The sequence below is a fragment of the Paenochrobactrum glaciei genome (assembly GCF_039522165.1).
Classification (GTDB): Bacteria; Pseudomonadota; Alphaproteobacteria; order Rhizobiales; family Rhizobiaceae; genus Paenochrobactrum; species Paenochrobactrum glaciei.
Window position 1 is genome coordinate 1 of sequence record NZ_BAAADE010000020.1, and the last position, 11,885, is coordinate 11,885.

Annotated in this window: 14 protein-coding genes, 1 tRNA gene, 1 pseudogene and 1 riboswitch; of the genes and pseudogenes, 11 read left to right on the plus strand and 5 right to left on the minus strand. The window is 44.0% G+C overall.

The genetic code is table 11. The annotated features are described in order from the left end of the window. The 4 genes and pseudogenes from ABDZ76_RS17010 to ABDZ76_RS17025 form a co-directional block, all read left to right on the plus strand. A pseudogene (locus ABDZ76_RS17010) lies at positions 1 to 144 on the plus strand (IS30 family transposase); the annotation flags it as partial. A 55-nt stretch (positions 145 to 199) separates the two neighbouring features. Then, entirely contained in the window at positions 200 to 658 is a 459-nt protein-coding gene (locus ABDZ76_RS17015; protein ID WP_343808374.1) for a GNAT family N-acetyltransferase, read from the plus strand. Between the two features lie 115 nt (positions 659 to 773). Further along, positions 774 to 1,241 (plus strand): GFA family protein, encoded by a 468-nt coding sequence (locus ABDZ76_RS17020; RefSeq protein WP_343808377.1) that lies wholly within the window; start codon positions 774 to 776, stop codon positions 1,239 to 1,241. A gap of 100 nt (positions 1,242 to 1,341) precedes the next feature. Continuing rightward, positions 1,342 to 1,492, plus strand: a riboswitch (FMN riboswitch). Positions 1,493 to 1,590: 98 nt separating this feature from the next. After that, on the plus strand, positions 1,591 to 2,505 hold the full coding sequence (locus tag ABDZ76_RS17025) for a DMT family transporter (protein ID WP_343808380.1): 915 nt from the start codon (positions 1,591 to 1,593) through the stop codon (positions 2,503 to 2,505). Positions 2,506 to 2,577: 72 nt separating this feature from the next. Here ABDZ76_RS17025 and sufA read toward each other — a convergent pair whose 3' ends face one another. After that, a complete protein-coding gene (sufA, locus tag ABDZ76_RS17030) occupies positions 2,578 to 2,958 on the minus strand; it encodes a Fe-S cluster assembly scaffold SufA (RefSeq protein WP_343808383.1) in 381 nt (126 codons plus the stop codon). A gap of 178 nt (positions 2,959 to 3,136) precedes the next feature. Between sufA and ABDZ76_RS17035 the strand changes: the two genes are divergently transcribed. The 6 genes from ABDZ76_RS17035 (at position 3,137) to ABDZ76_RS17060 (ending at position 7,854) form a co-directional block, all read left to right on the plus strand. Further along, positions 3,137 to 3,745: a hypothetical protein gene (locus ABDZ76_RS17035; RefSeq protein ID WP_343808386.1), complete on the plus strand. Its 609-nt coding sequence runs from the start codon at positions 3,137 to 3,139 to the stop codon at positions 3,743 to 3,745. A gap of 158 nt (positions 3,746 to 3,903) precedes the next feature. Then, positions 3,904 to 3,993: transfer RNA gene (locus tag ABDZ76_RS17040), tRNA-Ser, on the plus strand. A 141-nt stretch (positions 3,994 to 4,134) separates the two neighbouring features. Further along, the gene (locus tag ABDZ76_RS17045; RefSeq protein WP_343808389.1) at positions 4,135 to 5,097 is read left to right on the plus strand and encodes an NAD-dependent epimerase/dehydratase family protein; all 963 of its coding nucleotides are present in this window, start codon (positions 4,135 to 4,137) and stop codon (positions 5,095 to 5,097) included. Between the two features lie 172 nt (positions 5,098 to 5,269). Next, positions 5,270 to 5,800, plus strand: a complete 531-nt coding sequence (locus ABDZ76_RS17050) for a DedA family protein (RefSeq protein ID WP_343808392.1) — start codon at positions 5,270 to 5,272, stop codon at positions 5,798 to 5,800. 54 nt (positions 5,801 to 5,854) lie between these two features. Further along, positions 5,855 to 6,535, plus strand: a complete 681-nt coding sequence (locus ABDZ76_RS17055) for a MarC family NAAT transporter (protein ID WP_343808395.1) — start codon at positions 5,855 to 5,857, stop codon at positions 6,533 to 6,535. Positions 6,536 to 6,723: 188 nt separating this feature from the next. Then, complete coding sequence (locus ABDZ76_RS17060; protein WP_343808398.1) at positions 6,724 to 7,854, plus strand: acyltransferase family protein; 1,131 nt, start codon at positions 6,724 to 6,726, stop codon at positions 7,852 to 7,854. Between the two features lie 11 nt (positions 7,855 to 7,865). On the opposite strand, the gene ABDZ76_RS17065 is transcribed toward ABDZ76_RS17060, so the two are convergent. Then, entirely contained in the window at positions 7,866 to 8,558 is a 693-nt protein-coding gene (locus ABDZ76_RS17065; RefSeq protein WP_343808401.1) for a glutathione S-transferase family protein, read from the minus strand. A 636-nt stretch (positions 8,559 to 9,194) separates the two neighbouring features. Here ABDZ76_RS17065 and ABDZ76_RS17070 point away from each other — a divergent pair. Further along, positions 9,195 to 9,935, plus strand: a complete 741-nt coding sequence (locus ABDZ76_RS17070; RefSeq protein WP_343808403.1) for an outer membrane protein — start codon at positions 9,195 to 9,197, stop codon at positions 9,933 to 9,935. A 54-nt stretch (positions 9,936 to 9,989) separates the two neighbouring features. Here the strand turns inward: ABDZ76_RS17070 and ABDZ76_RS17075 are convergent, their stop codons facing one another. The 3 genes from ABDZ76_RS17075 to ABDZ76_RS17085 form a co-directional block, all read right to left on the minus strand. Then, positions 9,990 to 10,289, minus strand: coding sequence for a hypothetical protein (locus tag ABDZ76_RS17075; protein WP_343808405.1), 300 nt, complete (start codon positions 10,287 to 10,289; stop codon positions 9,990 to 9,992). Then, positions 10,286 to 10,642, minus strand: coding sequence for a hypothetical protein (locus ABDZ76_RS17080; protein ID WP_343808408.1), 357 nt, complete (start codon positions 10,640 to 10,642; stop codon positions 10,286 to 10,288). The genes ABDZ76_RS17075 and ABDZ76_RS17080 overlap by 4 nt, the downstream gene beginning before the upstream one ends. A gap of 64 nt (positions 10,643 to 10,706) precedes the next feature. Further along, positions 10,707 to 11,216 carry a lysozyme gene (locus ABDZ76_RS17085; RefSeq protein ID WP_343808412.1) on the minus strand — a complete coding sequence of 170 codons (510 nt, stop codon included), beginning with the start codon at positions 11,214 to 11,216 and terminating at the stop codon, positions 10,707 to 10,709. Positions 11,217 to 11,885: the final 669 nt, after the last annotated feature.

Here is an 11,885-nt window from a genome sequence, read left to right on the forward strand (position 1 = left end):
CTTGATCCGCTCACCCTCAGTGACCGCGATCTCGCATTCATCTGCAATTGCCTCAACAACACGCCTCGTAAATGCTTAGGCTACAAAACGCCTGCAGAAATATTCCGACAAAAGCTCGTCGCCAACAGATATCGTTACATATAAACTCAGACCGCAAAAGTCGCGCTTCAGCATGAAATCACAAGGGAATTGACGTAAAATGTGGTTTCATATTTATATGATGGGCATGAAAATAATGTCGTCACAAGCTCCCATTCTTTCCCAGTGCACAATCCAATGGCGTGGTAAATTTGAGAATGCAGAAGTTAATGCCATTCATGCAGAGTGCTTTGAACATTCAATATTAACTATCGATTGGTGGGCACAGGTCAATCGTTTCAGTCTTGGCTGGGTTTGTGTGCGTCATATGGAAAAACTGATTGGCTTTGTGAATGTCGCGTGGGATGGCGGCGTCCACGCCTTTATTTTGGATACAATGGTACCAGCGGCATTTCAGCGCCAAGGTATTGCACAAGCTCTGATAGCAGAGGCGGTTCAACATGCAAAGGAAGCTGGTTGCGAGTGGATGCATGTAGATTTTGCGCCCCATCTTCGGGAATTTTACTTCCAGAGGTGCGGGTTTACCCCCACCGATGCTGGACTTATCGCATTGAATTAGTTGTGCTGCCTGTATCAGCCTTCAATGTGGCTGTGCATTGATGGAAAGAATATTAAATTGAAAAACTTTCAAAGAATTTGTAAAAATTAGCATCATTTTTTGAAGGATATAATTAATGAAAATGCCTCGATTACCCCTAAGCGGACAATGTCGTTGCGGACAGGTCAAAATTGAAATGACAGCTGCTCCGATCATGACAGCAGCATGTCATTGTGCCGGCTGCCAGACCATGAGCAGCAGTGCGTTTTCATTAACAGCGATGGTTCCCTCTTCCGGCTTTAAAGTCACACAAGGAGAACCTGTTATCGGTGGTTTACATGGGAGCCAACAACATCATTATTTCTGCGATCATTGTATGACATGGATGTATACCCGCATTGAAGGCGTTGATGGCTTTCTCAATGTGCGTCCGTCATTATTTGATGATCATGGGTGGTTCGTCCCGTTCATCGAAACAATGACCAAGGAAAAACTAGACTGGGCGCAGACACCAGCCACTCACAGTTATGAAGGCTTCCCGCCTTTTGAAGATTTTGAAAAGCTGATGGGTGAATTTGCATCATCGAGTGAACCCCATTCTTAAAGCCTTAAATCCATCTATAGATTGATTTAGCGCCACACATATCCTATTTCATAAGCAGCCAAAGATCAGGTTTTGGTCTTTGGCTGCTAAATTAATGAAATCCAGTTCTCAGGGCGGGGTGCAATTCCCCACCGGCGGTAACGAATAAAATCTATTCGAAAGCCCGCGAGCGCCTGACAGTTTTGTCAGGGTCAGCAGATTCGGTGTAACTCCGAAGCCGACGGTCATAGTCCGGATGAGAGAGAGCGTGGTGTGAATGCTGCATACGCAAACGGCTTTTAGCCGTCTGCCTATTGTTGTTTTCTCCCCGTACCCTGAGGTGACAGGCTAACGAGACAGGAAAACAACGTTGAGCCAAATTACCTCTGTTAAAACGACCAGATCGTCCTTACTTGGCGCCAGTCTGATGTTGGCGGCTTGTGTCGCCTATGCAGGCGTCAATGTTGCCACACAATGGGCTGGCACCAAAACAGGCATTCCATCGGTTATGATTGCCTTTTGGCAATATATTATTGCCCTCATTCTTACCCTGCCATTTGTATTCCGCCTTGGCTTGCAGGCACTGCGCACCAATCATTTGATGTTGCATATTATGCGCGTTGCATTGGCTGCAGCAGGGGTGCAGGTATGGATCTACGCCCTCACCCATGTGCCAATCTGGCAGGTCATTGCGCTGGCAATGACATCACCATTTTTCGTGATCGTATTTGCTCGCTTTTTCTTGAAAGAAGTTGTCACTCCGGCACGCCTTATCACCGCTATTGTTGGTTTTTCCGGTGCCGTCATTATTCTGGCACCATGGTCTGATACCTATACCGCTTATGCTTTGCTGCCAGTGCTGGCGGCCGCACTCTGGGCGGGATATTCCGTCATGACCAAATATCTGACGCGCTTTGAGCGTTCTGTCAGTATTTCCATCTATATGCTGGTTCTGCTTTCGCCAATTAATGCAGCTTTATGGGTTGCATCAGGCATCGGCATGCCGGAAATGGCCGCGCCGGCGATGGAGGTTTGGTTCATTCTTATTCTGATTGGCACCCTCACCGCCATTGCGCAATATTGCCAAATCGCAGCCTATTCCGAAGCGGATGCTGTCTTCCTGCAACCGTTTGATGACCTGAAACTGCCGATCAATGTCATTCTCGGCTGGATCGTCTTTGCCGCAGTGCCGGATAATAATTTCTGGTTTGGCGCAGCCCTCATTGTCGGCGCATCGCTTTATCTCGTGCGCCGTGATGCCGGAAAGCTCCCTGCCCGCACTTAAAAGAAATAGCCCGCCATTTTGATACAATGGCGGGCTATTTTATAATGATTTCAATATATTATTATAAGTTCTTTATAGACTGCTTTGAAGTTCACGAAGTTTCTCTTCAGAGATGGGCGTCAGCTCGATTGATTCACCGCAACCACATGCCGAGGTCTGGTTTGGATTATTGAAAACAAAGCCAGTGCGCAATGTCGTCACTTCAAAGTCCATTTGTGTGCCCAGCAAAAACATAACGGCCTGTGGCGCGATATAAACAGACGCACCATTATGCTGCACCAGATCGTCGCCTTGCTGCGGCTCATTCACCAGATCAATTGTATATTCCATTCCCGCACAGCCGCCTTTTTTGACGCCAATACGGATGCCATGCGCATCTTCACGCGCTTCAACAATTTCATTCACACGACCAGCAGCAGCATCGGTCAAGGTCATTACTGCAAAACGGCCCATTTTATTCACTTTCAATTTGTACAAAAGTACTGAATCTATCAGCAAGAAAATCAAGAATCGTGATGATCACAAAACTTCACTTAATTTGCCATGATTTCACTATATTTAGTATCCTACAATGCTGATCGCAAGGGATCAATGTTTTGCGGCTAGATCAAGAATGAACAAGGATCATTTCATGCGACAGATATATGCAAAAAAGCAGGATATGACCATGCGCGGGCTCATGCTCGCTGCTGTCATTACCGGCTTGTCTTGCCTGCCGGCTTTAGCCAATGAAAAAGAGCCTAAACCTGCTGAGGCAGCTGAAACAGTTGAAAAAACTGTAACACCTGCTGTTCAGGCAGAGGTCGGGGAAACAGAAAAAGTCCCTGATTATCTGGATAATCGCAGCAATCCCGAAACATTGATTGAATCCTATTATAATGCGATCAATCGTAAGGAATATGTGCGCGCCTATAGCTATTATTCAGAAGAAGGCCGTGATCCGCATTTTAATGATTTTGCCAAAGGTTACGAGAATACTAAATCTGTACGTGTGAAAACCAGACATATTGAGCCCGACCCGGGTGCCGGACAAATTTACTGGAGCCTGCCACTTGCCATTGAAGCAGAAGATAATGACGGTAAAAAAACTGTCTTTACCGGTTGCTACACTTTGCGAATGACAAATCCGGCTATGCAGGAAGAGCCACCTTTTAAACCATTGGAGATTATGACAGGTAGCCTTACCCCCTCACCGCTTGATCTGGAAAAGAGTGTTCCGGAAAGCTGCGATGCGCCCTAAAAACTGTTATTAACAGCTTCATTCAATTATTTTTTCTATAAGCATAATAAGCAGTTGACGTTTCAAATGATTTGCATATAAAGGCGACATTCAGCACTGCTTATATTGCCTTATATGAGCTCATATTTGATCTTCTTGTTCAAATATAAAGTGTAGCCGGAGGGGTGGCCGAGTGGTTTAAGGCACCGGTCTTGAAAACCGGCGTGCGGGTGACCGTACCGTGGGTTCGAATCCCACCCCCTCCGCCATCTATCAAATTCAAAACAATCTTCATAATACTTACGGATCAAGGCCTGCAGGTTTGCTGCACGGGTTTCATTGAGCTCAAGAATCACAGATCATTTCTCATATGAATCGCCGAGTTTTTTGAAAGATATATGGTCAGTCCGATGAAAAATAAATCTGTCCTCATTATCGGAGGCTCTGGCTTTGTAGGTAAGCATGTCGTCAATACATTCTTGAGCGCATCCAAACAAGTGACCGTTCTTAATCGTGGCAATGTAGCGCTTGAGAATGTGGAGCAGCTAATTGCTGATCGTAATGACTTGAAGGCTCTTGAAAATGTACTGAAAGGTCAACAATTTGATGTTGTTGTTGACACCAATTGTTATACACCACAGCAAGCACAAAACCTCACGCGAGCCCTTCAAGGCGTAACCGGCAATATTATCGTCATTTCCAGCGCCGCAGTTTACGCAGACAGTGCAATTCAACCACCATTCGAAAATGAGCCGACGGGCGGCGCTGCCATTTGGGCTGAATATGGCAAAGAGAAAAGTGAGATGGAGGAAATCTATCGCTCGGCCTCTGATCATTACGACCAATGTATCATGCTTCGTCCACCTTATATTTTTGGCGCTGATAATAGTTCGGACAGGGAAACGTGGTTCTGGGCGCGGCAGGCCGCCAATAAGCCGATTTTGTTGCCCGGAAAAGGTGACACCCAAGCACAGTTCATTCATGTTGATGATGTTGCAAATGCCATCATGCATGTTTCTCAAAGTGAATGCCGCGGCTTCGATGTTTTTAATGTTGCCGACACAGCAATTTTAACATTTTCGCAACTTTCCACCTTGTTGGCACAAGTTGCAGGGCTTGAAGATAATCAGATTGCTGTCGGTGGTGCTGCAGGCAATGCAAGTGCACGCTCATGGTTTCCATTTCGTGATTATCCGTGTCTGGCCGCACCGGATCGGATTATCGATGAGCTTGGCTGGAAACCCAAACGCTCTCTCTATGGACACTTCAAAAGCACATTGAACCACTATCAATTGGATTTATTAGCCGAAACAATGGCACCGACTGAAACTGAGCTCTTAATTTTAAAACGGCTCGGCTATGTGAAAGAATAAATTTTGAACCTCAATTATTGTTATGATTTTCATCTCTCAATCTTACTTCCAGCAAAATTGTAATTCATTACATTATATATTCTACAATGATAAAATCACGCGACTTTAACCGGAATAAGATACAGCTAAAACACCCGCGACCAGAAGCATATTTTATGATTGAGCCTACTTGATGCTAAATAATTTGATTCAAACAACCTTAAATTTTGTTCAGGAATATAGCTATTTAGCGCCCTTCATTGCATTTACGCTCTCTTTTTGTGAATCTCTGGCCTTTTTATCACTCCTCGCCCCCGCCACGACAATCTTGATTGGTATGGGTGCCCTTATTGGTGTGGCGAACTTAGATTTCTTAACCCTATGGATTTCAGCAGCCCTTGGTGCGTTTTTAGGTGATTGGGTCTCTTATTGGCTCGGACGCCGTTATAAAAAGCAAATTCTCAATATTTGGCCGCTTTCTAAATATCCGGATATGGCACGTAATGGCGAGTTATTCTTCCAACGCTGGGGAACATGGAGCGTTTTTATAGGTCGTTTTTGGGGGCCATTAAGAGCTATTGTTCCGCTAATGGCAGGTATAATGAATTTACCGCAAGTCTTGTTTCAGCTCGCAAACTTCGCCTCCGCAGCCATATGGGCATTTGCCATGCTGGCACCGGGCGCATTCGCTTTAAATGTTAGCTGGCTAGATTGGATTAAGTAAAATTTGCCTTTTCTTTAGAAATCCCTCATAGGCTTGAGCAAAAAGGATTTTCATATGTCATATATTGTAGATTTTTTTAAATATACAGCAATTGTTGTTATTGGCCTTTTGCCAATTATGAACCCGTTGACTACTTTTCCGCTTTTTATGTCTCTGACAAATCGCATGTCCGCTGAGAAAAAGCGCAAACAAGCTGCCAAGGCTTGTATTTATGCTTTTTGTATTCTGGCAACTTTTCTTCTGCTGGGTAAGGGTATCATCACACTTTTTGGCATTTCCATGCCGGGTATTCGTGTTGCTGGCGGGATTATCATCCTGATTTTGGCGTTACGATTGGTGTTTTCAGGCAACGATCCTTCATCAGAAGTCGAGTCCAGCGCATCCGACATTAAAAAAGCTGATATGGATTATTCATTCTCCCCTTTAGCTATGCCAAGTCTTGCAGGCCCAGGCTCTATCGCGGTGGTGATGGGGTTTGGTTCACAAATTCCAAGCGGCCAGATGATTATGGGGCATGTTCATATTTTAATCGGCATCGCGATTGTTACAACCATTGCTTACATCATGCTTTCAGCTTCGCAATGGATTGAAAAACTACTTGGCAAACATGGTACACAAGCAATTTCCAAAATTATGGGCTTTTTGCTTACATGTATTGCTGTGCAGTTTTTAGCATCAGGCATACGTGATTTTTACGTTGAATTTTCAAGCCTCAGTGCGACCGCAACACTTTAACACGCATCAACTATAAATAAGGGATTACAAAAGCCAATGTTGCGTCGCTGGCTTTTGTGTGAAGGCTGTCTATAAATATTCTAAATCGCACTGACTAAAAAATAAAACCGCTGGCCTTTCCTATTAAAACGGCATAACCATTCAATTTAGTTTTAAATTCGAACAATATTTTTGTGAATTGGTGTATAATGCAACGACTTCCAGATTTTGATGGTTTACGTTTCATTCTATGTTTAGGAATTGCTACTTTTCACTATTCCTTCCGAATACCAATAGACAATGAATTCATAACTTCTGTTGTTTTACGTTTTTCATATTTTACTGATATATTTTTTATCGTATCGGGACTATTCCTTGCACGCCGTGCTTATGGCACATGGGATAGACGTCAATACTTTGCTTTTCAAGCAAAGCGTTTAGCACGCATCTACCCTCTTCACGTGGCCACTTTTTCTTGTTTTGCGCTCATCTCTATTGCTTATGCATATGGATTTATTAATCCGAATGCCCAGCCGGATACCAATTGGCAAAATGCTATTACCCAATTATTTCTTTTGCATAGCTGGGGTCTGGGTAGTACTTTTTCTTACAATTATGTCAGCTGGTCACTCAGCGCTTTATTCCTGATGTACCTTTGCTTTCCATTATTCGATGTCTTAAGCAAACGTTTTGGTGTGGGAATTTTAGCAGCACTTATTATAGCGATCATCGGTGGTGAGCTGTTAACACGAATGCTTGGTGGCCCTTCTTTAACCAGAGCACAATTTACAAATTTTGGCATATTACGGGTTTTACCATCATTTTTGTTCGGCATGTGGTTGGTAAGACATCAAAATATAGTTCTGCCAAAATCGTTGACCTATCTTGGCCTTACCATATGCCTTCTCATTTTCTTGTTCTACTCACCAGCTGATGTAGACGGGCACACTGTAGTTCTTGAAGGTCCGGCACGCCTCATATTCCTATATGTGTTCACATTTCTTCTATATAACGCAAGCACACAAGGTCTTTACACACCTTTGCAGTGGTCAGGCTTTGCCAATCTTTCTCGTTATAGTTTTGGAATTTTTATTTTACATCCACTCGTTGGATTATTCTTCTTTAATGCAATTCCACCATTCTGGGAAAACTCTGTTGCAGGATCCCTTTTTATCATAGCAGCTGGTGTCACAGTTGCGGTTCTGGTTGCCGCAATTTCTTGGAAAATATTTGAAAATCCAATCAATAGCTGGTTGGTTGCAAAAATAAATAAATGGCAGAGTCACGGGGCGACCCTACCATTTAAAAACCAACTAAAAGCTAATAAAATTCAACAATAAGGCTGCTGCAATTAAACAGCCCTCAGATCCTCAATCCAATGACCTGCATGACGCGCATCAACCTCATGAGGCTCGTCGCGCCAAGTTTCAGCAAGGCTAGACTGATACCAGTCCTGCATTGCAGGCAAACCAAGCAAATGATCAGCATAGCGAGCTGCCGTATCATTCAGTTCAATACCATATGTTTGAAAGCGAAAAACTACTGGTGCAAAAAACGCATCAACTGCACTGAAATTTTGACCAGCCAAAAATGGTCCGCCAAACGAGGTTAATCCCTCTCCCCAAAGTTGTTCAATACGTTTAATATCCTTAAGCAAAGCTGGTGTTGTTTTTTCACGAATATCAATGCGCAAACCAATATTATTCGTGCAAATAGCACGCAAGTTATGAAAGCCGGAATGCATTTCTGCACTCGCACTACGCGCCCATGCTCTGGCTTTTTTATCTTGTGGCCACACCTCAGGATAATCGTCAGCAATATACTCAGTAATTGCAAGTGAATCCCAAATAACTGTTGTTTTGTCATTCGCTTGTAAATCAGCAAGGCATGGCACCTGCCCTGTTGGCGATGGATTATTATGCCATTCAGAACTACCAAAGGGGATCAAAACTTCCTCAAAAGGTATTTGCAACTGAGTCAGTAAAAGCCAAGGGCGAAGCGACCATGTTGAGTAATTTTTATTCGCTATGAAAAGTCTATACATGTCTGAAAGCTCCTGGTTGCAATACCAGTTTAATCACACAAAATTCTTGCTTGGTATAGAAAAAACTGCAGCTTAATTTGCAACACTATCACATCAATATAAATACGAAATGGATACGCAAATGTGCAGTAAATTTAATGGTCGGAGCGGTTGGATTCGAACTTACGCCCCCAGTCACTAAGTAAATTTAATAAATCAATAAGTTAGATCTTGTCCTGTAAACCGTTTTTTTGATTATAAACAGCTTCGGCACACCATTTTTAAATATCTTTGACTCTCTCATTAAGAGAGAGCATTTACAGAACAAATTAGCATTTGTGAAAATAAATTCAACCCTTTTTGCTCATATTTAGCGCCACGGGATAGCTGTGCCATGAGCTGGAAAAGCCAAATACAAGTTCGCGATCTGGAAGATGATCAACGCTTAGAAATGATATGCCTGAAATGTGGCCGACTTGTTTACATCAAGAACGGCGACATTCAATTAATTGAGCACACCAGATAAAGAACTTGGTAACCCTATTTATATGAAACGCCTAAAATACCTACTTTGAATGAAGTGTGCCCTAAATGTTACAGACTCTTGGCCTGCCATACGTTAACTTCAGCCTAGTTTCAATTCAATGGGGGCATTTAATGAAAAAGATCCTTATCGCTACCTCAGTAGCTCTTATGTCAACTAGTGCTTATGCCGCTGATTACATTGTACCACAAGAGCCTGCACCTGTCGTAATCGCAGACACGTTCTCATGGACTGGCGGTTATATCGGTGCACATGGCGGTTATGGCTGGGGTAAAAATCATGACGCCAACAATGACAAGGCACCTCGCCTGAAAACAAAAGGCGGTTTTGGCGGCATTCAGGCTGGTTACAATTGGCAGTTTGATAACAATCTCGTACTTGGTGCTGAAGCTGATATTTCGTTCGGCAGCATCAGCAAGTCATGGGAAGATAAAGATTATAACAACGCTGTTCATTCCCGTTATTACGGTAAAGACAAAATTGGTACGCAAGGCACATTGCGTGCACGTTTAGGCTATGCCGCAGATCGTTTCATGCCTTATGTGACAGGTGGCTTGGCTATTGCAGAAACCAAACACACACTTGGTTGCTCCAAAGCAATCAACAGCAACTCTAACGGTTGCAAGATTGCAGAATTTGAGACAAGCAAATCAAAAACTAAAGTTGGTTATGCCGTTGGTGCAGGTGTTGAATATGCCGTTACCAATAATTGGACTGTAAAAACAGAATATCTTTATACCAATCTGGGTAAAGCCAAGACAACATTGAACGATCCTAACTACACGAATGCAGCAGAACGTAAATTCAAAATGCACTCAAATCAAATTCGCTTTGGTGTGAACTACAAGTTCTAATTAAAACGACATTAAAACCTTAAAGCCGCCATTCTCCAGTCTGGCGGCTTTTTATTATCTTTCTTGTACCAGCACACCTAAAACTTGATCTAGGCGTTTATTAGTCTCTCTTGTCCCTTCCCTTAATTCATCATGTATTTCTTTCACAGTATCTCTGAGCTGATCAATCTGGGCATCATGGTCGACACGCGTAACGTACTCATCACGGACACGGTTAATTCGCTCATGAAGCTGATTATCCCCATCCTTCATCGTCGCTGAAAGGGATCGGAATGATCCTACGAGAGCGATCATAAATGATACGATTATGCTGACTGATATTCCGATGAGCCATTTGAGGTCTTCGCCCATCACCAGCACCCCGCCTTTTGGCCATATGCATTATGTCCGGCAATGTCGTTGCCAGCCTGTTTGTCATTTTTTGCCACATAAACAGCCGTTTCAGGCTTAAGGCTGATCTTCGGCCGCCCCGCGCAGTTGCTCGCACTGGTCGCGCACCCGCCAAGCTCAACACACAGAGCAAAGCCGCCTATATTGTTGATTGTCTCATTGATACCTGCCATGCTCTGGATTGCTTGTGTGACAGCTTGTGCAGCCTTTAGCGCCGCTTGCTGTTTACCGTTATGAATGCCTAGCGCATAGAAAAAGAGGCCTGAAACTGCCCCTCCGATTAATGCGCCAATGATATGTTGAAGTGTGAGCCTCATGCTGATTGCTCCCGCATCCGCTTAATCAGATAATATACACCGATATCAAACACCCCAACCATGATCATGTCGAGCGCCACTGGATTGGTGACGATCCTGAGGCCATACCGCCAAGCCCTGAAAGCAAACCACCAGCTGAGGCAATTAATTCAGGTTTGAGCAGAGTGTCTTTCTTCTGTTCAGGGGCGACGTAATTGGATGAAACGAAATCACCCTTAGCCCAAAGACCCTCTTCAGCAGCACGGCGTTTTACCAGCCCCTGCACTCGTTTGCCGCCAGCATTCACCCATTTCATCAGCTCTGCAGGCACAGCACCGTAATCACCTGCATTCAGTTTTTTGAGCAAAGTGGATTTGTGAAGAGCGCCCGTGTTGAAATCGAACGAAACGAGTGCGGCATACTGGTTATCGTTGAGAGGCAACTTAACCAGATCAGATACCCGTTTTTCAACCTTCGCCAGATCAGCACGCAGAATATGCACTGCCTCCTGATCATTGATCTTCATACCTGCGACCACCTTGGGCGAACCCGCCGCTGATGTATGACCATAACCAATCGTCCAGATACCAGCCACATCCTGATAAGCTGTCAGCCGTTTACCTTCCCATTTCTGGATGTGCGAAAGCCCCGCTTAAGCGGGGAATCTTTTAGAAATTTCCAATCCATAAACTTAATGAATGACGGGGATAAACCGTCATTCTATTCAGGCGGCCTTTTTCGAGACCGATAACATCTCCGCCACTGCCATGCAAAAAATACAACCAAAACTACGCCTATTGTAATTAGAACAACACTTCCATTGTAGACCGTTTCAAATTCAAAACTGTCCATAAGAGCACCTCCTAAAGGATGCCCCCTCAGCATTGATTATCGTTCCTTCAGAAAATAAAAACCGCCTTAAGGGCGATGCAAACGGTCAGGTTGTAAACGGTGTTAATTCACTGACGCCCAAACAATAGTCTCTACGATTGCACGCACTGCTGTAGCGGGCTACTTCGCGTGGCAGCGTCGGCAAGATCAAGTGGCAACAGATTAATGATGTCAAATGATTTTAACTGAATGCTTTTTGAAGCCCCATTAAAGCAGCTACTCTCAAACACGCGTTTAGCTATATACTGAACCGCCCCGAGTTTACCGGAGGGTCTAACTCCCAATAGAGTGGATCCTATGGAACATAAGAAAACATCGAAACGTTATTCTCCGGAATTTCGCACGCGTGCCGTTCGGATGCTGTTTGAGCATC

What these genes read in the sequence shown, in the direction of transcription:
- ABDZ76_RS17015 (WP_343808374.1), top strand. Translation starts at nt 200, where the DNA reads ATGTGGTTTCATATTTATATGATGGGCATGAAAATAATGTCGTCACAA.
- ABDZ76_RS17020 (WP_343808377.1), top strand. Translation starts at nt 774, where the DNA reads ATGAAAATGCCTCGATTACCCCTAAGCGGACAATGTCGTTGCGGACAG.
- sufA (WP_343808383.1), bottom strand. Translation starts at nt 2,958, where the DNA reads ATGGGCCGTTTTGCAGTAATGACCTTGACCGATGCTGCTGCTGGTCGT.
- ABDZ76_RS17035 (WP_343808386.1), top strand. Translation starts at nt 3,137, where the DNA reads ATGCGACAGATATATGCAAAAAAGCAGGATATGACCATGCGCGGGCTC.
- ABDZ76_RS17045 (WP_343808389.1), top strand. Translation starts at nt 4,135, where the DNA reads ATGAAAAATAAATCTGTCCTCATTATCGGAGGCTCTGGCTTTGTAGGT.
- ABDZ76_RS17050 (WP_343808392.1), top strand. Translation starts at nt 5,270, where the DNA reads ATGCTAAATAATTTGATTCAAACAACCTTAAATTTTGTTCAGGAATAT.
- ABDZ76_RS17055 (WP_343808395.1), top strand. Translation starts at nt 5,855, where the DNA reads ATGTCATATATTGTAGATTTTTTTAAATATACAGCAATTGTTGTTATT.
- ABDZ76_RS17060 (WP_343808398.1), top strand. Translation starts at nt 6,724, where the DNA reads ATGCAACGACTTCCAGATTTTGATGGTTTACGTTTCATTCTATGTTTA.
- ABDZ76_RS17065 (WP_343808401.1), bottom strand. Translation starts at nt 8,558, where the DNA reads ATGTATAGACTTTTCATAGCGAATAAAAATTACTCAACATGGTCGCTT.
- ABDZ76_RS17070 (WP_343808403.1), top strand. Translation starts at nt 9,195, where the DNA reads ATGAAAAAGATCCTTATCGCTACCTCAGTAGCTCTTATGTCAACTAGT.
- ABDZ76_RS17080 (WP_343808408.1), bottom strand. Translation starts at nt 10,642, where the DNA reads ATGAGGCTCACACTTCAACATATCATTGGCGCATTAATCGGAGGGGCA.